This window comes from Streptomyces sp. NPDC102467 (assembly GCF_044765445.1).
GTDB lineage: Bacteria > Actinomycetota > Actinomycetes > Streptomycetales > Streptomycetaceae > Streptomyces.
This window is the reverse complement of record NZ_JBIWKA010000010.1, coordinates 170,218-190,765: the sequence shown is the minus strand read 5'-3', so window position 1 is coordinate 190,765 and position 20,548 is coordinate 170,218. Positions and strand designations below refer to the sequence as shown.

General features: G+C 70.2%; 16 protein-coding genes. 7 read left to right on the top strand and 9 right to left on the bottom strand.

Annotation, left to right across the window (positions count from 1 at the left end; all coding sequences use genetic code 11):
* The first annotated feature begins 27 nt into the window (after window positions 1-27).
* From ACIREE_RS22245 to ffh, 5 genes are all read left to right on the top strand, one after another.
* Complete coding sequence (locus tag ACIREE_RS22245; RefSeq protein ID WP_404154730.1) at window positions 28-1,515, top strand: hypothetical protein; 1,488 nt, start codon at window positions 28-30, stop codon at window positions 1,513-1,515.
* Window positions 1,516-1,834: 319 nt separating this feature from the next.
* Entirely contained in the window at window positions 1,835-3,178 is a 1,344-nt protein-coding gene (locus ACIREE_RS22240; RefSeq protein WP_404154727.1) for an ammonium transporter, read from the top strand.
* The gene (locus ACIREE_RS22235) at window positions 3,175-3,513 is read left to right on the top strand and encodes a P-II family nitrogen regulator (protein WP_116509391.1); all 339 of its coding nucleotides are present in this window, start codon (window positions 3,175-3,177) and stop codon (window positions 3,511-3,513) included. Before ACIREE_RS22240 ends, ACIREE_RS22235 begins: the two co-directional genes overlap by 4 nt.
* A gap of 40 nt (window positions 3,514-3,553) precedes the next feature.
* Window positions 3,554-6,085 (top strand): [protein-PII] uridylyltransferase, encoded by a 2,532-nt coding sequence (locus ACIREE_RS22230; RefSeq protein ID WP_404155151.1) that lies wholly within the window; start codon window positions 3,554-3,556, stop codon window positions 6,083-6,085.
* 150 nt (window positions 6,086-6,235) lie between these two features.
* Window positions 6,236-7,795: a signal recognition particle protein gene (gene ffh, locus ACIREE_RS22225; protein WP_404154724.1), complete on the top strand. Its 1,560-nt coding sequence runs from the start codon at window positions 6,236-6,238 to the stop codon at window positions 7,793-7,795.
* 97 nt (window positions 7,796-7,892) lie between these two features.
* Here ffh and ACIREE_RS22220 read toward each other — a convergent pair whose 3' ends face one another.
* The 8 genes from ACIREE_RS22220 to yhfZ all read right to left on the bottom strand — a co-directional run bounded on the left by ACIREE_RS22220 (window position 7,893) and on the right by yhfZ (window position 15,726).
* On the bottom strand, window positions 7,893-9,128 hold the full coding sequence (locus tag ACIREE_RS22220; RefSeq protein WP_404154721.1) for a phosphopentomutase: 1,236 nt from the start codon (window positions 9,126-9,128) through the stop codon (window positions 7,893-7,895).
* The gene (locus ACIREE_RS22215) at window positions 9,125-10,291 is read right to left on the bottom strand and encodes an alanine racemase (protein WP_404154718.1); all 1,167 of its coding nucleotides are present in this window, start codon (window positions 10,289-10,291) and stop codon (window positions 9,125-9,127) included. Before ACIREE_RS22215 ends, ACIREE_RS22220 begins: the two co-directional genes overlap by 4 nt.
* Window positions 10,292-10,297: 6 nt before the next feature.
* On the bottom strand, window positions 10,298-11,416 hold the full coding sequence (locus ACIREE_RS22210; RefSeq protein WP_404154715.1) for an aminotransferase class V-fold PLP-dependent enzyme: 1,119 nt from the start codon (window positions 11,414-11,416) through the stop codon (window positions 10,298-10,300).
* Window positions 11,417-11,418: 2 nt separating this feature from the next.
* Complete coding sequence (locus ACIREE_RS22205; RefSeq protein ID WP_404154712.1) at window positions 11,419-12,366, bottom strand: phosphotriesterase; 948 nt, start codon at window positions 12,364-12,366, stop codon at window positions 11,419-11,421.
* A gap of 206 nt (window positions 12,367-12,572) precedes the next feature.
* Window positions 12,573-13,919, bottom strand: coding sequence for a YhfT family protein (locus tag ACIREE_RS22200; RefSeq protein ID WP_404154709.1), 1,347 nt, complete (start codon window positions 13,917-13,919; stop codon window positions 12,573-12,575).
* A gap of 17 nt (window positions 13,920-13,936) precedes the next feature.
* A complete protein-coding gene (locus ACIREE_RS22195; protein WP_404154707.1) occupies window positions 13,937-14,293 on the bottom strand; it encodes a DUF2620 domain-containing protein in 357 nt (118 codons plus the stop codon).
* 25 nt (window positions 14,294-14,318) lie between these two features.
* Entirely contained in the window at window positions 14,319-14,693 is a 375-nt protein-coding gene (locus ACIREE_RS22190) for a PRD domain-containing protein (RefSeq protein ID WP_404154704.1), read from the bottom strand.
* A gap of 88 nt (window positions 14,694-14,781) precedes the next feature.
* Window positions 14,782-15,726 carry a GntR family transcriptional regulator YhfZ gene (yhfZ, locus tag ACIREE_RS22185; protein WP_404154701.1) on the bottom strand — a complete coding sequence of 315 codons (945 nt, stop codon included), beginning with the start codon at window positions 15,724-15,726 and terminating at the stop codon, window positions 14,782-14,784.
* 123 nt (window positions 15,727-15,849) lie between these two features.
* Between yhfZ and ftsH the strand changes: the two genes are divergently transcribed.
* Window positions 15,850-17,790: an ATP-dependent zinc metalloprotease FtsH gene (ftsH, locus tag ACIREE_RS22180; RefSeq protein ID WP_404154698.1), complete on the top strand. Its 1,941-nt coding sequence runs from the start codon at window positions 15,850-15,852 to the stop codon at window positions 17,788-17,790.
* Between the two features lie 27 nt (window positions 17,791-17,817).
* Here the strand turns inward: ftsH and ACIREE_RS22175 are convergent, their stop codons facing one another.
* A complete protein-coding gene (locus tag ACIREE_RS22175; RefSeq protein WP_404154696.1) occupies window positions 17,818-18,681 on the bottom strand; it encodes an SAM-dependent methyltransferase in 864 nt (287 codons plus the stop codon).
* A gap of 257 nt (window positions 18,682-18,938) precedes the next feature.
* On the opposite strand from ACIREE_RS22175, the gene proS reads away from it, so the two are divergent.
* Complete coding sequence (gene proS / locus ACIREE_RS22170; RefSeq protein WP_404154693.1) at window positions 18,939-20,354, top strand: proline--tRNA ligase; 1,416 nt, start codon at window positions 18,939-18,941, stop codon at window positions 20,352-20,354.
* Window positions 20,355-20,548: the final 194 nt, after the last annotated feature.

Sequence of the window (20,548 nt, the reverse complement as noted above, 5' to 3'; positions counted from 1 at the left end):
GATGGCTTCAGGGATGGGGGCGTTCCAGTGGGCGGCAGCGGCGGAAGCGTGACGAACGCTGAGAAGCGCCCGAACGAACTGCTCGGCTCGTGGTTCGTGCGCAGCGGTTGGTCGAAGGGCGAGCTGGCGCGTCAAGTGAACCGGCGGGCACGGCAGTTGGGGGCGAACCACATCTCCACCGACACCTCGCGTGTGCGGCGCTGGCTCGACGGGGAGAACCCGCGCGAGCCGATCCCGCGCATCCTCAGCGAGTTGTTCTCCGAGCGGTTCGGCTGCGTGGTCGCCGTCGAGGACCTCGGGTTGCGGGCCGCGCACCAGGCACCCTCGGTGTCCGGCGTCGACCTGCCCTGGACGGGACCGCAGACCGTCGCCCTCATCGGTGAGTTCTCGCGCAGCGACCTGATGCTGGCGCGCCGCGGGTTCCTCGGCAGCTCGCTCGCGCTCGCCGCGGGCCCCTCGCTCATCGAACCGATGCAGCGGTGGCTGGTGCCCGGTCCCGGCGGCGCCTCGCCCTCGTCCTCGTCCGCACCCGACGCCGCGGCCCAGCGCCGGGGGAACCGGCTGTCCAGGCCGGAGTTGGACCTGCTCGAGTCCACCACCGTCATGTTCCGCCAGTGGGACGCCCAGTGCGGGGGCGGTCTGCGCCGCAAAGCGGTCGTAGGGCAGTTGCACGAGGTCACCGACCTCCTCCAGGAGCCGCAGCCCGAGGAGACCACGAAGCGCCTCTTCAAGGTCGCGTCCGAACTCGCCGAGCTGGCCGGGTGGATGAGCTACGACGTGGGTCTGCAGCCCACCGCCCAGAAGTACTTCGTGCTCGCCCTGCACGCCGCCAAGGAAGCGGGCGACAAGCCGCTGGGCTCGTACGTCCTGAGCAGCATGAGCCGCCAGATGATCCACCTCGGCCGCCCCGAGGATGCCCTGGAGCTCGTCCACCTCGCGCAGTACGGCAGTCGCGACTGCGCCAGCCCGCGCACCCAGTCCATGCTGTATGCGATGGAGGCCCGCGCGTACGCGAACATGGGGCAGCCCGGCAAGTGCAAGAGAGCCGTCCGGATGGCCGAGGACACCTTCACGGACGCCGACGACTGGGACGACCCGGACCCCGACTGGATCCGCTTCTTCTCCGAGGCCGAGCTGCACGGGGAGAACAGCCACTCCTTCCGCGATCTCGCCTACGTCGCAGGTCGCAGCCCCACGTACGCGTCGATGGCCGGGCCGCTGATGCAGACGGCCGTCGAGCTGTTCGGCAAGGACGTCGAGCACCAGCGTTCGTACGCGCTGAACCTGATCGGCATGGCCACGGTGCACCTGATCCAGAAGGAGCCCGAGCAGGCCACGGTCATGGCGGAGCAGGCGCTCGGGATCGCCAAGAAGGTGCGCTCCGAGCGGGTCAACACCCGTATCCGCAAGACCGTGGACACCGCCGTGCGCGACTTCGGGGACGTCGCCGAGGTCATCCAGCTGACGGACCAGTTGGCCGTCCAGCTGCCCGAGACCGCGGAAGCGGCGGTCTGACACCCCCGCATACGCCGGCCGCGGCCGACCGTCCCTGACAGCCCGACTCGGCTCCCTCACGCCAGGTCATCGAGGACGGAGGACCGTGGCCGGTTCTGTCGTGCCCGCGCCTGGTTGCGTCACGATAACGATCGACCCCGTCGCTATCCGGCATTTCATGTACGCGTAACACCCAGGACCTCTTCGTCACTGCGGCGAAACATCGAGGGGCGCCCGCGGAAACCGCGCTGGGCCAAAGTCTGGCGCATAACCGGCCCACCCCTCATGACCGCATCAGGCTTCGCCCGCACGGGGCCGTACCAACGACGAGGAGACGCCGATGGCACCAGCCGCCATCACGCTCGCCGCAGAGGCGCCCAAGCTCTCTGCCGCGAACACAGGCTTCATGCTGATCTGTTCCGCCCTGGTGATGCTCATGACGCCGGGCCTGGCCTTCTTCTACGGAGGCATGGTCCGCGTCAAGAGCACGTTGAACATGCTGATGATGAGCTTCATCAGCCTCGGGATCGTCACGATCCTGTGGGTGCTGTACGGCTTCTCCCTCGCGTTCGGCACCGACAAGGGGTCGCTGATCGGCTGGGACGGCGACTTCGTCGGTCTCAGCGGGGTCGGGCTGACCCAGCTCTGGGACGGCTACACGATCCCGGTCTATGTCTTCGCCGTCTTCCAGCTGATGTTCGCCATCATCACGCCCGCCCTGATCAGCGGCGCCCTCGCGGACCGCGTGAAATTCTCCGCATGGGCCCTGTTCATCGCCCTGTGGGCCACGATCGTCTACTTCCCGGTCGCGCACTGGGTGTGGGGGACCGGCGGCTGGGCCTTCGACCTCGGCGTCATCGACTTCGCCGGCGGCACGGCCGTGCACATCAACGCCGGTGCCGCAGCGCTCGGCGTGATCCTCGTCATCGGCAAGCGCGTCGGCTTCAAGAAGGACCCGATGCGGCCGCACTCGCTGCCCTGGACGATGCTCGGCGCCGGTCTGCTCTGGTTCGGCTGGTTCGGCTTCAACGCCGGTTCGTGGCTCGGCAACGACGACGGCGTCGGCGCGCTGATGTTCATCAACACACAGGTCGCCACCGCCGCCGCCATGCTCGCCTGGCTCATCTACGAGAAGCTGCGCCACGGCGCGTTCACCTCGCTGGGTGCCGCCTCCGGTGCCGTCGCCGGTCTCGTCGCCATCACCCCCTCCGGTGGTGCCGTCTCGCCGCTCGGCGCGATCGCCGTCGGCGCCATCGCCGGTGTGCTGTGCGCCATGGCCGTGGGCCTCAAGTACAAGTTCGGCTACGACGACTCGCTCGACGTCGTCGGTGTCCACCTGGTCGGCGGCATCGCCGGCTCCCTGCTCATCGGCTTCTTCGCCACCGGCGGAGGCCAGTCCGACGCGTCCGGCCTCTTCTACGGCGGCGGCCTCACCCAGTTCTGGAAGCAGTGCGCCGGTGTCGGCGGTGTCCTCGCCTACTCGCTCATCGCCTCCGCGATCCTCGCCTTCCTCATCGACAAGACGATGGGCATGCGGGTCAGCGAGGACGACGAGGTCGCCGGCATCGACCAGGTCGAGCACGCCGAGACCGCGTACGACTTCAGCGGGGCGGGCGGCGGCTCCATCGCCCGCACGGCGACGCCCGCACCGGGTGCTCAGAATTCGAAGAAGGTGGACGCATGAAGCTCATCACCGCGGTCGTCAAGCCGCACCGGCTCGACGAGATCAAGGAGGCCCTCCAGGCCTTCGGCGTCCAGGGCCTGACCGTGACGGAGGCCAGCGGTTACGGCCGCCAGCGCGGCCACACCGAGGTCTACCGTGGGGCGGAGTACACCGTCGACCTGGTGCCCAAGATCCGTATCGAGGTACTGGTCGAGGACGACGACGCCGAGCAGCTGATCGATGTCGTCGTGAAGGCCGCCCGCACAGGCAAGATCGGGGACGGCAAGGTCTGGGCGGTCCCTGTCGAGACGGCCGTGCGGGTCCGGACCGGCGAGCGCGGACCGGACGCGCTGTAACCGATTCGACGGACGGAACGGGAGTCGCTGGGTGACGAATGTGAACGACGTAACGACCGAAGCAGCGGACGACAAACCCAGCGGCTACGCGGCGGCCCGGCTGCGCCTTCTCCAGGGAGAGGCGCGGTCCGGGCCGCCGCGCCGTTCCGCCCTCGCCGAGCTCACCGACGACTGGCTGACGGAACTCTTCGGCGCCGGGGCGCCGGGAGGGGGCGTCTCGCTGGTGGCCGTCGGCGGGTACGGGCGCGGCGAACTCTCCCCGCGCAGCGACCTCGACCTGCTGCTCCTGCACGACGGCTCGGCCGACCCCGACGCGGTCGCCGCGCTCGCCGACCGCATCTGGTACCCGGTGTGGGACCTCGGCCTCGCCCTCGACCACTCCGTCCGTACGCCCGTGGAGGCGCGCAAGACCGCGGGCGACGATCTCAAGGTGCAGCTGGGACTGCTCGACGCCCGGCACCTCGCGGGCGACCTCGGCCTCACCGCAGGACTGCGCACCGCCGTCCTCGCGGACTGGCGCAACCAGGCACCCAAGCGCCTGCCCGGACTGCGCGAGCTGTGCGAGGAACGGGCCGAGCGCCAGGGCGAGCTGCAGTATCTTCTCGAACCCGACCTGAAGGAGGCGCGGGGCGGGCTGCGGGACGCGACCGCGCTGCGGGCGGTCGCCGCCTCCTGGCTGGCCGACGCGCCGCGCGAGGGCCTCGCCGACGCCCGGCGCCGCCTCCTTGACGTACGCGACGCGCTGCATCTGGCGACCGGCCGCGCCACCGACCGGCTCGCCCTCCAGGAACAGGACCAGGTCGCCGCTGAACTGGGCCTGCTGGACGCCGACACACTGCTGCGGCAGGTGTACGAGGCGGCCCGCACGGTGTCGTACGCGAGCGACGTGACCTGGCGCGAGGTCGGACGGGTCCTCAAGTCCCGCTCGGTACGCCCCCGCTTGCGGGCCATGCTGGGCGGCAGGTCCGCACCCGTGGAGCGCTCGCCGCTCGCCGAGGGCGTCGTCGAGATGGACGGCGAGGTCGTGCTCGCGCGGGCGGCCCGGCCCGAACGGGACCCGGCGCTCCCGCTGCGAGCGGCGGCCGCCGCCGCTCAGGCCGGCCTCCCGCTGTCGCTGCACGCGGTGCGGCGGATGGCCGCGGCGACCCGGCCCCTCCCCACGCCCTGGCCCGCCGAGGCCCGCGAACAACTCGTCACCCTGCTCGGTGCCGGCCGGACGACGGTCGAGGTGTGGGAGGCGTTGGAGGCCGAAGGACTGATCACGCGGCTGCTGCCGGACTGGGAGCGGGTCCGCTGCCGCCCGCAGCGCAACGCCGTCCATACCTGGACCGTCGACCGGCATCTCGTCGAGACCGCCGTGCGCGCCTCGGCACTGACGCGCCGCGTCGGGCGCCCCGACCTGCTGCTCGTCGCGGCGCTGCTGCACGACATCGGCAAGGGCTGGCCCGGCGACCACTCGGTCGCGGGGGAGGTCATCGCGCGGGACGTCGCGGCCCGGATCGGCTTCGACCGGGCCGACATCGCGGTGCTCGCCTGCCTCGTCCGCCACCACCTGCTGCTCATCGAGACCGCCACCCGGCGCGACCTGGAGGACCCGGCGACCGTGCGGGCCGTCGCCGACGCGGTCGGCTCGCACGGCACGCTGGAGCTGCTGCACGCGCTGACGGAGGCGGACGCGCTGGCCACGGGCCCCGCCGCGTGGTCGACGTGGCGCGGGTCGCTCGTGACCGACCTCGTCAAACGGGTCGCCGCGGTGCTCGCCGGGGACGATCCCACCGACCCCGACGCTCCCGACGCGGCCGAGCCCACCGCCGAACAGGAGCGGCTCGCGGTCGAGGCGTTCCGCACGGACGGGCCCGTGCTCTCGCTGCGCGCGCAGACGGAGGCGGTGGCTTCCTCGGAGGACGCCTCGGAGGACGCCTCCGAGGCGGTCGAGCCGGAGCCGCAGGGTGTCGAGTTGCTTATTGCGGTGCCGGACCAGTCGGGAGTGCTCCCCGCGGTGGCCGGCGTGCTCGCGATGCACCGGCTCACCGTGCGCACGGCCGAGCTGCGGTCCCTCTCGCTGCCCGACGAATGGGGTCAGGCCGCGCGGCCGCGGAAGGGCGCCGCCGGGCGGCGGGACGGCCGGTCGGTCCTGCTGCTGAACTGGCGGGTCTCCGCCGAGTACGGCTCCCTGCCACAGGCCGCCCGGCTCCGGGCCGATCTCGTACGCGCCCTCGACGGGTCGCTGGACATCGCGGCGCGGCTCGCCGAGCGGGACGCGGCCTACCCGCGCCGGCGCGGCGCCGTGGCACCGCCGCCCCGGGTCACCGTGGCGTCGGCCGGCTCCCGGCTCGCGACCGTCATCGAGGTACGGGCCCAGGACGCCCCGGGACTGCTGCACCGGATCGGACGCGCGCTCGAGGTCTCCGACGTGCGGGTGCGCTCCGCGCATGTCTCCACGCTGGGCGCCAACGCCGTGGATGCCTTCTACGTCACCGGGCCCGACGAGGCGCCGCTCCCGTCGGAAGAGGCGGTATCGGTGGCGCGGTCGCTGGAGAAAGCACTGCAGACAAGCCCCTCCGGTGGCTGAGAAGCTGGGTCCGCGTCGGGTACGGGAGGTACGTGGCCGGACGCGTGGTTTCCCATGCCCCCGACGGGGCGCTGACCCAATCCGTCGCGACAGATACCCTGGAAGGCGACCTGTCCGTAGAGCCACCCGACCCGAGGATTCGCGACCGCCGTGTTCGACACTCTTTCCGATCGCCTCGCAGCGACATTCAAGAATCTCCGTGGCAAGGGTCGCCTCAGCGAGGCGGACATCGACGCTACGGCGCGCGAGATCCGGATCGCCCTGCTGGAAGCCGACGTGGCCCTGCCCGTCGTCCGCGCCTTCATCAAGCAGGTCAAGGAGCGCGCTGCCGGCGTTGAGGTCTCCCAGGCGCTGAACCCCGCCCAGCAGGTCATCAAGATCGTCAACGAGGAGCTCGTCGGCATCCTCGGTGGCGAGACCCGCCGCCTGCGCTTCGCCAAGACCGCGCCGACCGTGATCATGCTCGCGGGTCTGCAGGGTGCCGGTAAGACGACCCTCGCGGGCAAGCTCGGCCACTGGCTCAAGTCCCAGGGCCACTCCCCGCTGCTCGTCGCCTGCGACCTGCAGCGCCCGAACGCCGTGAACCAGCTCAGCGTCGTCGCCGAGCGGGCCGGCGTCGGCATCTACGCCCCCGAGCCGGGCAATGGTGTGGGCGATCCGGTCAAGGTCGCCCAGGACTCCATCGAGTACGCGAAGTCGAAGGTCTTCGACATCGTCATCGTCGACACCGCCGGCCGCCTGGGTATCGACCAGGAGCTGATGCAGCAGGCCGCGGACATCCGCGACGCGGTCTCGCCCGACGAGGTCCTGTTCGTCGTCGACGCGATGATCGGTCAGGACGCGGTCAACACGGCCGAGGCATTCCGCGACGGTGTCGGCTTCGACGGTGTCGTGCTGTCGAAGCTCGACGGTGACGCGCGCGGTGGTGCGGCGCTGTCGATCGCGCACGTCACCGGCCGACAGATCATGTTCGCCTCGAACGGCGAGAAGCTGGACGACTTCGACGCGTTCCACCCGGACCGCATGGCGTCCCGCATTCTCGGCATGGGCGACATGCTCACGCTGATCGAGAAGGCCGAGCAGACCTTCTCGCAGCAAGAGGCCGAGAAGATGGCCTCGAAGCTGGCCTCCAAGAAGGGTCAGGACTTCACGCTCGACGACTTCCTGGCGCAGATGGAGCAGGTCAGGAAGATGGGCTCCATCTCCAAGCTGCTCGGCATGCTGCCGGGTATGGCCCAGATGAAGGACCAGATCGCCAATCTGGACGAGCGTGACGTCGACCGCACCGCGGCCATCATCAAGTCGATGACCCCGGCCGAGCGCGCCGACGCCGCGATCATCAACGGTTCGCGTCGCGCCCGAATCGCCAAGGGTTCCGGTGTCGAGGTCAGCGCGGTCAAGAACCTGGTCGAGCGGTTCTTCGAGGCCCGCAAGATGATGTCCCGCATGGCCCAGGGCGGCGGCATGCCGGGGATGCCCGGCCTGCCCGGCATGGGTGGCGGAGCCGGTCGGCAGAAGAAGCAGGCGAAGAAGGCCAAGGGCAAGCAGCGCTCCGGCAACCCGATGAAGCGCAAGCAGCAGGAGCAGGACGAGGCCGCCCGGCGTGCGGCCGCCGCTGAGGCGGGCGGCGCGCTGGGCCTGCCCGGCGCCGACCAGCAGGGCGGCAAGGACTTCGAACTCCCCGACGAGTTCAAGAAGTTCATGGGCTGACGTCATGGGTCGGTGACCTTTCCGTATACGGAGGGGAGAGGGGCGCTCGCTGGTGCGGGCGCCCCTCACCTCTGTACGGAGGTCCCTACGGAGGTGGTCAGGCGGCCCGCGTGGCGGCCCCGCGTATCTCCGTGCCGCTGGCCAGATCCGCCGGGTCGAGGCCCAGTGCCGCCGCTGCCGTGGCGCCCACGTCGGCCAGGCTCGTGGCGTCCGGCAAGAGCTCCGGACCCGGCGCCTCGGGGCGGTGGATCAGCACGGGCACGTACTCGCGCGTGTGGAAGGCGTGACCGATCGTCGGGTCGTTGCCGTGGTCGCCCGTGACGATCAGTCGGTCGCCGGGCTCGGACAGCAGGGACAGCAGAGCCGCCAGGCCCGCGTCGACCTGCTCCAGGATCCGTCCGTACCGCTCGACGTCCTGCTGGTGCCCGGCGAGGTCCGACTCCTGCACGTTCGCCACGACCAGCGCGTCTCCGTCGGCCCGCACCGCCTCCAGGGTGTGCGCGAGGACCTCTGCCGTGTCCACGGCGGGCCGCCGCACCGCCGCCTCGCAGGCCAGGATGTCCGCCGCCTTGCCCACGAGCGTCACCGGGATGCCCGCCCGCGCCGCCAGGTCCGGCAGCTGCCGGGTGTGGTCCAACTCGGCACCCAGGTGCTGCACTTGGAGCCCGCCGTTGCGGTAGAAGCCGCTGGCCGGGGTGTCCAGGCCGACCGTGCCGCCGTCGCCCGCGCGGACATACGCGCCCAGGGCGCCCTCCGCGTGGCCGCCCACCGCGATGACCCGGGCGACCGGTGCGACGGCCCGTACCGTACGGGCGATGGCCAGGATGCCGGCAAAGTCGATGTCGTCGAGTCGCCCCGACGCGTTCCAGTTGATCCCCGGGTCCGCCTCCAGGTTGTCGTGCACGAGGACCGCGCCGTCGACGACCAACAGGGGCTTTCCGTCGAGCCGCTCGACCTGGTGGCCAGCCTCTGTGAGGACCTGTGTCACCTCGTCCAGGTGCTCGGCGAGCCGGGCCACCGTCACCCGGCTGAAGTCCGCGCCCATCATCGTCTGGTGCCCGGCGAACGTGTCCGCCCCCGGGTAGCCGAGCGCGGCCCGCCCCACTGCCACCGGCAAGTGGGTGTGCCGGGCCAGATCGGCATGCGGGTGGACCAGGCCGAGGCCGAGCGCGCCGAGCACGGGCAGCCGCAGCGGTCTGCCGAACGCCTCCCGGCACCGGTCGAGCACGTGCCCGCAGGTGTCGGCGGCCAGGTCACCGGGGCGCAAGGCTCCCGCGTCCGACATGGCGCCGACGCCGAACCCGTCCACCACCACGATCACGGTCTTGCTCATGAGGCGGCCTTCCCTTGTGCGTCGTACAGCCCGACGAGGCGGGGCGCCCCGGTCGAGAGGCCGGCCACCACCGCGACCGTCGAGCGCGTCACGAAGATCTGCGTACGGAACGCGAGCAGCGCGGTATCGCCCGGCCGTACATCGGCGCCGGGCCCGGGTGCGTCGAGCAGTCGGTAGTAGTCGATGTTCTCCGGTGGCGCGTCCTGCACCGGCACGCGCAGGCCGGTGCGGGGGAGCAGCGCCGACGTGATGTGGGAACGCGCGTAGAAGCCGCCTCCGAATACCGCGGGCCGGCCGTCGGCGAGGGTGTGCGCGACCTCCGTGACGTACACGTAGGCGGGCTTCTCGGGCTGGCCGAGATCCCGCGCGTGCAGCGGGGTGGTGCCGGTGAGGGAGTGGCCGGGCTCGCCGTGCGTGGCCCCGAGCTCGGCGAGCAGCGGGAGCGTCGCCATCGAGGTGGCGCTGGGGGCGCTGAGCTTGAGGCCCTCGTGCCCGCGCGCGGCCAGCGCCTGACGTGCCGTGCGCGCGAGGTCGAAGTTCGGTGTGGGGGCCGGCAGGCCCGTGGCCGGGTCGCACAGCACGCAGGGGAACGCCGTGACACCCGCGATCCGCACCCCCGGAAGCCGCTCCACAGCCGCGGCGAACTCATCTATACCGGCGAGTGGGACGCCGCCCTCCTGCCCGGGATAGACGGACCCCGGCGCCCCCTCCAGACGAATCAACACGTCCTGTACGAGGCCGAGTTCGCGCGCGGCGTCGGACACCGCCCGCGCGTTCGCCACGTCGTACACGGTCACCGTCTCGGGTTGCCACGCCAGCATCTCGGGCAGCGCACGGTGCGGGATCTGGACCAGATGCCCGAGGTTGCCCGCCTGCGCGCCTGTCGCGTGCAGGGTGCGGGCCTCGGGTGCGTCGATGGCGGCGTACTTCGGGATGTGGCGGGCGATGGCCTTGATCAGCTCGGGGTTGCGGCCGAGCTGCTTGACGACGAACCAGAGGCTCAGGCCGAGCCGCTCGGCCTCCGCGGCGAGCAACGCCGCGTTCCCCTCGATCGCGTCGAGGTCCATCACATAGGTGTCCGGCGGAATCACGCCGCGGCGGTGAAGATCGGCCGCCGCGTCGATCAGTTCGGGGTTGCGGGTGAGCAGACTGTCGAGAAACACGGTCGGTCAGTCCTTGCTGAGTTCGTGGAGCGAGCGGCGCAGGATGTCGACGACCAGGTCTGCGCCCGCCCGCATCGGATTGATCCGGACCGTCCAGTCGGCGAGCTCCGGGGCGTCGTCGAGGGAGGAGCTGGACATGCGATAGAAGAGCGGCGCGATCTCGTACCGGGAGTTGGAGCCCACCGGGTAGGGCGCCGCCCCGAATCTCGCCGCCACAGCGGGCAGATCGCGTGCGACGGGTCGGTCGAGCCGCACCAGCAGGCAGCGGTCCTGCGCGTTGGCGAGCCGCACTTCGGCGACGCCCGGCACCTCACCGGCCGACAGGCGCTCGGCCACCTCGGCGCCGACCCTCGACTGCAGGGCCCACATCACCGGCACGTGCGTAAGGGCACGCAGCGCGTCGAGTGCTTGGTGGCCCTGGACCTGGCCGCCCCCCGAGTAGTTGTCCCCGCGTACATGCTCGACGAGGTCACGGGCGCCGACCACGACGCCCACGCCCTCCGGGCCGTGCAGTTTGAACAGGGAGAAGCAGGAGGCGTCCGCGCCCAGTTCGACACCGGAGGCCGGGACGCGCAGCACCGCGTAGTTGTCGTCGACGATCGTGCGGACCCCGGCCGCGCGGCAGGCGGCCAGCACCTCGCCCGGGTCGTACGAGTCGCCGAGCCGCTGGCGCGTGTGCTGCACGTACGCCCAGCGGAACCGGCCGGAGCCGAGCGCGGCGCGCAGCGCATCGAGGTCGTTGAAGTCGACCTCGTGCGTCTGTACACCCAGGCCGCGCAAGGTGACTTCAGTGGTGCGGTAGACGGGAGCCCGGTGGATGAGCAGCGGATCGCCCGCACTCACCGCGGCGCTCAGCGCGGCACGGATGGCACCCGTGCCCGCGCCCTGGACGAACGCGGCGTCCTCGGCACCGAAGAAGTCGGCGAGCACGGCCTCCACCTGGGCGGTGGTCCTCGGCCGGCCGAGGCCGGGCACCACACCCGCGTCCGCGGCGAACAGCTCGGGGCCCTGGAAGTGCGCGGCCGTGCACTCCAGAAGCCGGAACTGGCGCTCAGTGGCCTCCTCGACGGGAACAGTGGCGAGCGGGTGGGTCTTCGGCAGTGAAGGGGAGTTCGCGAGGGGCATGGTCAGATCTCCTCCGTGCTCGCGCCGGTCAGGAAGCGCAGGGGATTGCGCCGTGTCATGAGGTCGATCAGGTCGTCGTCCACCCCGGCTGCCCGCAGGCGCGGCAGGAACGAGCGGAACAGATGGCCGTAGCCCTGGCCGCCCTCCGACAGCAGGTACCCGTGCCGGGAGATGTCGCAGCTGAGCAGGGCCCGGTCGGCGTGGCCCGCCTCGATCAGCCCGAGCAGCAGTCGCAGCCGGGTGGTGTCGCTCTGGTAGTTCTCTTTGCCGACCGTGTCGAACGCGACGTACGCGCCACTCGCCGCGAGCTCCTTGTGTACGACCGGATCGTCCAGTAGATCCTGGTGTCCGACGGAGACGCGGTGCGCAGGCAGCCCTTCCGCGGTGAGCAGCTCCAGCTGGGCGAGGCCGCCGCGCCCCAGCTGGGCGTGCGTGGCGACGGACAGGCCCGTGGCGACGGCGGCCCGGGCGGCGGCGCGCAGCGAACGGCTCTCGGGTTCGCTCGGCACGTCGCCGTGGCTGCCGACCTCGCCGAGGACGCCGGGCCGGATGCCGGTGGCGCCGAAACCGTCCTCGATCTCACGCACGAGGCTTCCCGCAAGCTCCTCGACGCTCGCCCCTGTCAACTCCGGTGTATGGAACGGCTCGTAGTACCAGCCGGTGGCCGCGACGACCGCGACCCCCGACTCTCGCGCGATCGCGGCGAGTGCACCGGGATCGCGTCCCATCCCGCGGCAGGTCAGCTCTATGACGAGAGAGAGGTCGAACTCGTCGCGCAGCGACGCGAGTTCGGCGCTCACCGCCGCGCCGTGTCGCTCGGCGTCGAGGATCGCGCCACCGTCACCCTTGAGGTCCAGGTCCAGGACGAGGTGCTCATGGGAGAGGACGGGCCCGCGGACGGCTTCGTAGGAAAGGGGTCCCGTGACGGTGTGGAGAGTGGTGGTGTGCATGGTGAGGGTGTTCCTTTCCGGCGTCCTGACCCGGCGCTCTGACACGGCGATCTGATCCGGCGGGTTGGGTGGTGCTGTCGGCCTCGGTCGGCGGCCCGTTCACTCCCTCAACGGCTCGCGTCCCCCACGAGTTCCACGGAGAGTGACGAAATGTGGGGAGAATTTCACGGAGCGTGAAAAGTCGGGTGCGCGGCGGGCCGAGCCGCTCAGGTCTTGAGCGGGGTGAACAGGTTCAGCCAGTACAGGACATTGAGCAGGATGCCGCCGACGATCACGGCCGCGGGGGCCGCCGCCATCCGCACGACCGGCCGGCCCATCGCCTCGTTGAGCAGGTACAGCCCGCCCACGATGAGGATGCCGAGCCCCGCGCCCATCGCGTTCGCCGCCATCAGCGAGCCGAACAGGATGGCCAGTTGAAGCGTGTCGGAGATCGCGCTGCGCAGGTGCTCCGACGAGTCGCGCACACTCGGCAGCTTGCCGAGGACCTTGCCGATATAGGACAGGGCGAGCACCTCGGCCGCGAAGACGAGGGCGCCGACGACGGCCGCGACGAACGGGTTCGGCATGAGGTAGCCGATGGGATAGACGAGCGTGAAGCCCGCGATGCCGTACGCGCCGGAGGCCAGGGCCGTCGTCGCGATCAGCGGGATGAAGCCGAAGACGCGGTAGAAGTCGACCTGGGCCGCTTCCCCGTAATGGCCCTTGGCGATCAGGAAGCTGGTCGCCTCGCCGCCGCCGAAGATGTGCATCTGGGCCAGCACGCAGACGCCCGCGCCGAGCACCATGAACAGCGGCAGATACCTGCGGAGCCGGGCCGCGCTCGCGCTGAACAGGGAGGCCATCGGGTCGTCGGCGAGGGCGATCTCCTCGACGTCGTTCGCCCGGTCGGTCTTGCGCTGCTTGAGGTCCTTGGCGATCGCGAGGGAGATCAGCATCAGGACGCCGACCGCCATGGCGATGGCACCGGCGAAGACGTTCGGCCACAGCTTCATGGTCATGATGACCAGGGCCAGTTCGGCCACGCCCGCGATCGCGCCCCACTTGCGCCCGAACTGCTTGGTGATGGCGAGCACCGGGAACAGGGTGAACAGGAACAGGATCGGCGTCGACATCTGCTGCATCGCGGTCAGGAAGTCGACGGGCAGGTCGTGCGCGAGGTTGTTGGCGCCGTTCAGACCGAAGACGACGACCGCGCCCCAGGCTCCGCCGAGGATCGGCGCGAGCCACTTCTTGGGCGACAGGATGCCCAGGATGTCGGTCGGCAGGAACACCAGCCATGGGTTGAGGACGCCCGTGGACAGGGCCATCGGAGCGCCCAGGCCGAAGATGAACCCGGCGGAGAGACCGAAGGAGACCGCCGTGGTGGCGCTGCGGGTGGACCGCCCCTGGATGAAGTCGAGCATGAAGGGGCGCACGCCGTCGTTGAAGACGGCCAGGGCCATGTGCGAGATGAACGCGGTCAGCGCGCACAGGGCGATCACGGTGAGCTGTTGCGCGAGCGTGAAGTCGAGGTTCGCGCCGGCTGCGAGGACGGTGCCCGTGGACGTGTTCATGGTGGTGTCCTACGCGTCTACGAGCGGGCCGCGATCGCCCGCGCCATCAGCGGGGCGATCCGGTCGATCTGGTCCATGGAGAAGCCGAACACCTTCTTGCCGTCCGCCAGCAGGGAGTTGACCTCCTCCTCTGTCGGTACGCCGCGGCCGAAGGTGTGGCAGGCGGCCTGTCCCATCAGGCCGACGAGTACGCCCAGGGAGGCACCGGCACCGGTGTGGCAGGTGCCCAGGAAGTAGTCGGCCTGCCCGGCGCGCAGCTTCATCGCCGCGTCCATGTCGCTGGAGACGGTGATCTCGACGCCGTCGAGCCCCAGCTCCTTGACCGTGTTCGCCACTTCGACCTTGCCGACGCCGCCGGTGAGAATCTTCGTCATGGCTTATTCCTTCTTTCCGTAGGACTCAGTGGGTGGGCTGCTGCGCCAGAACGGCGAGATGCAGGGCGAGAAAGTTGATCTCCGACTCGGGCAGGGTCGCCCCGAGTTCCGCATGTGCCCGGCCGGAGACACGACGGGCGCGCTCCACGGCCTCGGGGTGGTCCGCGAGTTCGGCGGCGACCTGCTCGTCCGTGACGAACTCGCCGATCGGGGCGCCGCCCAGGAGCCGGGTGAGCGCCATCATCAGATGGCTGGTCAGCATCCCGGCGCTCTCTTCGGTGATGGGCCGGCCTTCGGCTTCGAGGGCCGCCAGCTCGGCGGTCACGAAGTCGGCGACCTCCGGTGAGACCTGGCCTCCCTCGCGGAACAGCTGGATGCGGAGGGCTAGTTGGTCGTCCATGGGACCTTCTCAGTGAGACAGTAACCGGGATTTTGGATTTTGAGCCGAAGTGAAGGTCCCGGAGGTCCGGGCCCGTGGCCGGCTCTCGTCAGTACGAAGGGATGCGCTCGCCTCGCAGCACCTCGGACTGCAGCTGTGCCACCTGGGACAGGTCGAGTGCGTCGCGCACCGCGGACAGCGCCTTCGCGCCCTCGGTCCTGCTGATGATCGCCGCACTGGAGTTGCGCAGCGCCAGATCTCGGGTGACCTCGTCGCCCAGGGGCAGTACATCCACTTCCATGCCGAGCCGGCCCTGCACCTCGTCGAGGTTCCAGACGGTGGCATCCGCCTGTTTCTGGGCGAACAGGTCACGTAGCTGCATGTACGACGACTCGACCCACTGGATGTCGCTCCGCCCCGCGAAGGCCAGCTCCGCCAGCATGCGCTGGTCCTCCGAAGCGTGGTCGACCGCGACCCGTAGGCCGGGGCTGTCCAGAGAGGCTCCCTCGCGCACCAGGAATCCGTGCGCGCCTACGTAGGTGGCCGGTCCCAGGTCGGCGACGAGCGCCAGCTGGTCCTTGTACTGCTCGACCAGCCCGTCCGCCGCGAGCCGCGACAGGACCACCAGGTCGACCTTGCCCTCAAGAAGGGCGGCCGTACGGTCGCCGGCGCCTCGCATGAAGGTGATGGCAAAAGGCGTACCGGCCTCTTCGAAGGCGGCGCGCAAGCCGGTGGCCAGACCTTCGTAGCGGCGTGAATAGGGGAGCGGCATCGCGGCCAGCAGGGTGCCGAGTCCGGAGAGGCGCCACAGTATGGCGCGGTCCGAGCGGACCAGGAAGGTGCCCAGATGGCCCCGAGCGGCGGTCGCGATGCCACCGGCCTCCTCAAGGAGGCGCAGCGCCGCCTGCACGGTTCCGTTCCCGCAACCCAGTTCCTGGGCGAAGTCCTTTACGCGCGGCAGCCGCGTGTCCGGCTCATGGCCCATGAGGAGGACCGCGAGCTGTCGGGCCGCGAGGCCGTTGCGCGTAAGGAAGCGCTCGTCGAAACCGTTCACAAATCAGACAGTAACCAGGATTCTGGATACTGGCAAGGGTTGGTGATCTGTGCGGTCATGGGCCCAAGGCTCATCGGCCAAGACGGCGCGTGCTCGGCGGCAGGCGGCAGGAGGAGAACAGGCGTGGCTGACCCCGTACCCCCGCGCGATCGGACCGATCAGCCCTGGCGCTCCGAGGGAGCGCCCCCGCCGCCGCCCCAGCAGCCGCCCAAGCGGAAGATGCCCGGCGGCTGGGGCGGGCTCATCCTCACGGCCCTGGTCGTCTATCTCATCGCCAACCTGGTGCTGTCGTTCTTCAACCAGGGCGACGAGCCGACGATCTCGTACACCGAATTCAGCAAACAGGTCGCCAACGACAACGTCACCAAGATCTACGCCAAGGGTGATGCGATCCAGGGGCAGCTCAAGAAGGAGCAGCCCACTCCGGACGAGAGCGACAGTGGCAGCAAGAACTACACGAAGTTCACGACACAGCGACCGTCGTTCGCCGACGACGACCTCTGGTCGAACCTGGAGAAGCACGACGTCGTCGTGACAGCCGAACCGGTCGTCCAGGAGCGCAGCTTCCTGTCCAACCTGCTCATCTCGCTCGCCCCGATGCTGCTCCTCGTCTTCCTGTGGATCTTCATCGCGCGGCGCATGAGCCAGGGCATGGGCGGCGCGGGCGGCATGCTCGGCCGTAAACAGCCGCCCAAGCCGGTCGAGTTGGAACCCGGCAAGAAGCGCACCACGTTCGAGGACGTCGCCGGCATCGACGAGGTCGAGGGCGAGCTCAACGATGTCGTCGACTTCCTCAAGAATCCCGACGCGTACCGCAAGATGGGCGCCAGGATGCCGCGCGGCGTGCTACTCGCCGGCCCGCCCGGCACCGGAAAGACGCTGCTGGCGCGCGCGGTCGCGGGCGAGGCCGGGGTGCCGTTCTTCTCGGCCTCCGCCTCGGAGTTCATCGAGATGATCGTCGGCGTCGGAGCCTCGCGCGTACGGGAACTCTTCGCCGAGGCCCGCAAGGTCGCCCCGTCGATCATCTTCATCGACGAGATCGACACCATCGGCCGGGCGCGGGGCGGCGGCAGCGGTATGGGTGGCCACGACGAGCGTGAGCAGACCCTGAACCAGATCCTCACCGAGATGGACGGGTTCACCGGCTCCGAGGGCGTCATCGTCATCGCCGCCACCAACCGCGCCGACGTCCTCGACCCCGCCCTCACCCGGCCCGGCCGCTTCGACCGCATGGTCAACGTCTCGCCCCCCGACCGCGGCGGCCGCGAGGCCATCCTGAAGATCCACTCCCGCGAGATCCCGCTCGCCTCCGACGTGGACCTCGCCCAGGTCGCGCGTACGACGCCGGGCATGACCGGTGCCGATCTCGCCAACCTCGCCAATGAAGCCGCCCTCCTCGCCGTCAAGCGCAAGCAGCAGCAGGTCACCCAGACCGACCTCTCCGAAGCGCTGGAGAAGGTCCAACTGGGCGCCGAACGGCCCCTGGTGATGCCCGACGAGGAACGCCGCCGCACCGCCTACCACGAGAGTGGTCACGCCCTTCTGGGCATGCTCCAGCCCGGCGCCGACCCGGTCCGCAAGATCACGATCGTGCCGCGCGGCAGGGCCCTGGGCGTGACGCTGTCCACCCCGGATGCCGACAAGTACGCGTACACGGAGGAGTACCTGCGCGGCCGCATCATCGGTGCTCTTGGCGGCATGGCGGCCGAACAGGTCGTCTACGGAGTCGTCACGACCGGGGCTGAGAACGACCTCGAACAGGTCACCAACATCGCCCGCGGCATGGTCGCCCGGTGGGGCATGAGCGAGAAGGTCGGCCGCCTGTCGGCCCTCCCGAACGACGCCCAGCAGGCGTACGGACTCGCCGCCGCCCCCGACACCCTCGACACGATCGACGGCGAAATGCGCCGCATCGTGGACGAGTGCTACCAGGAGGCATGCGACAAGTTGCGAGAGAACCGCGACAAGCTGGACGCGTTGGCAGCCGCGCTACTGGAGAACGAAACCCTGGAAGAGGCGCACGCATACCGGGTCGCCGGCATCACTCGCCTCTCCAAGGGCTGAACCATGTCACGGCGGTGTGCGGTCAGTTCACGGCGTACGGGCTATCAAGTACCGGAAGACGTTGGGCATCCAGACGGTGCCGTCCGGGCGCACATACGGTTGCAGCGCCTCGGTCACCTCCTTGTCCACCTGGGCCAGGTCCGTCGCACTCACAGCCGCGTCGAACAGACCGGTGGACAACAAGCCGCGCACCGCGCTCTCCGCGTCCGCGTATCCGAAGGGGCACGCCACGCGTCCCGAGCCGTCGGGCCGCAGCCCGGCCCGCTGGGCCACCTCCTCCAGGTCGTCCCGCAGAGCCGGCCGCCAACTCCCCGTACTACGTAGAGGTTCGGCGAGCTTCGTGGCCACCCGTAGGACGGCCGACGCGGTGCAGCGCTCCGGAGGGCCCCATCCGACGAGCACCACGGCAGCCCCTCGCTCCGCCAGCGGCGCCGCGCTCTCCAAAAGCGTGGACAGGCCGTCCGCGTCCCCTGCCGTGCAGCCGATCGGCTGGAAGGCCGTGATCAGGTTGTACGGGGGGTCGCCCGACTCGGCCACGGTGATGCCGTCCTCACCGCCGTCCGTCAGCCGGGTGGCCGACGGCTTGCGCCGCTCCCCGGCGGGGGGCAGCAGCCGGTCCCGGGCGAGTGCCAGACGCTCGGGCTCCGCGGACTCGACGCCTGTCACCGTGGCGCCACGCGAGGCCGCCAGAAGCAGGGCGAGGCCTGAACCGCAGCCCAGGCCCAGCAGCCGGGTGGCCGAGCCGACCTCCAGCCGCTCGTACACCGCTTCGTAGACAGGTGCCAGCATCCGCTCCTGGATCTCTGACCAGTCACGCGCGCGTGCGCACAGATCCGCGTGCGGCGCACGGGCCGCGTGGGGGAGGTGTCGCCGCACGAGCGTAGGTGTCATCGAAAGTGCCCCAATCCGCCGAGAGATGCCGAGAGTTGTCGCTGTGGTGTGTCGACCGTGTTCGCGCGCTGCTCGCAATCCCCCCGTATGCCAGGGAACTCCGCATCGTCCGTCACGTCTAGGGGGTGTTTGGCAGGCGTGCCGACAATGCTCGCGTGCACCGTCGTGCGCCCCCGAAAAGCGGCCCGCCGACGGCCGCGGGCATCCGGGCGAAAAGGATTCCCGTGCGCCCGTGCCCGCGCCGTAGCATGCGCGCCATGGCCAAAGCACCTGTTCTCACGCCCCAGGCGGAAGACTTCCCGCGCTGGTACCAGGACCTGATCTCCAAGGCCGAACTGGCCGACAACGGACCGGTGCGCGGCACGATGGTCATCCGACCGTACGGCTACGGCCTGTGGGAGCGGATGCAGCAGGACCTGGACGCCCGCATCAAGGAGACGGGCACGCAGAACGCGTACTTCCCGCTCCTGATCCCGCAGTCCTACCTGGCCAGGGAAGCCGACCACGTCGAGGGCTTCGCGCCCGAGCTCGCCGTGGTCACGCACGGCGGCGGCAAGGAACTCGAGGAACCCGCCGTCGTCCGCCCCACCTCGGAGATGATCGTCAACGAGTACTTCTCCAAGTGGATCCAGAGCTACCGCGACCTCCCGCTCCTCATCAACCAGTGGGCCAATGTGGTCCGTTGGGAACTGCGCCCCCGTCTCTTCCTGCGCACGACGGAGTTCCTGTGGCAGGAGGGCCACACGGCGCACGCGACGTACGAAGAGGCGCGCGACTTCGCGGCGCGCATCCACCGGCACGTCTACGCGGACTTCATGGAGAACGTTCTCGCCATGGACGTCATCCTGGGGCGCAAGACGCCCAAGGAGCGTTTCGCGGGCGCCATCAATACCCTCACCCTCGAAGGGATGATGGGCGACGGCAAGGCCCTGCAGATGGGCACCAGCCACGAACTCGGCCAGAACTTCGCCAAGGCGTTCCACACCCAGTACCTGTCCAAGGACAGCAGGCAGGAACTGGTCTGGCAGACCTCCTGGGGCTCGACGACCCGCATGATCGGCGCCCTGGTGATGATGCACGGCGACGACAACGGACTGCGGGTACCGCCCCGGCTCGCCCCCATCCAGGTCGTGGTGCTCGCGATCAAGGGTGACGAGGCCGTTCTCGCCAAGGTCCACGAGATCGGCGACGCCCTGAAGGCGGTGGGCCTTCGGGTCCAGGTCGACGACCGTACGGACACGCCTTTCGGACGTCGCGCGGTCGACTGGGAGCTGAAGGGTGTCCCCGTACGGGTCGAGGTCGGACCTCGCGACTTGGAGAACGGCACCGCGATGCTCGCCCGCCGTATCGCCGGGGGCAAGGAGGCCGTGTCCGTCGACGCCCTGCCAGGGCTGCTGCCCACCGTCCTCGAAGAGGACCAGGCGCTGCTCCTCAAGGAGTCACGCGAACGCCGGGAGTCCCGGACCACCGAGGTCACCACCATCGACGAGGCCATCGAAGCGACCGCCGCGGGCGGCTGGGCACGCATCCCGTGGGCGACCCTCGGGGAGGCGGGGGAGGCGACACTCGCCGAGCACGCGCTGTCCGTACGGTGTCTGCTTGCCGCGGACGGGGCGGTGCCGGACGCCGATGACACACCCGGTAACGTCGCGATCGTCGCACGCGCCTACTGAGCGGCCCCTGATCATGAGAAAGAGGCGGAAGAGGCCGAAACGTCTCTTGCGTAACTGACCGATACGTACGCCCCGGCGCGAGCGGGCATCTACGCGCCGGGGCGTACGTGTTGCTACGCACCACCTTGGTGTGAGCTGTGCGGCTTCTCCGCAGATCAGCGCACCCGCCCTCGTCCGGATGCATGAGCGGCAAC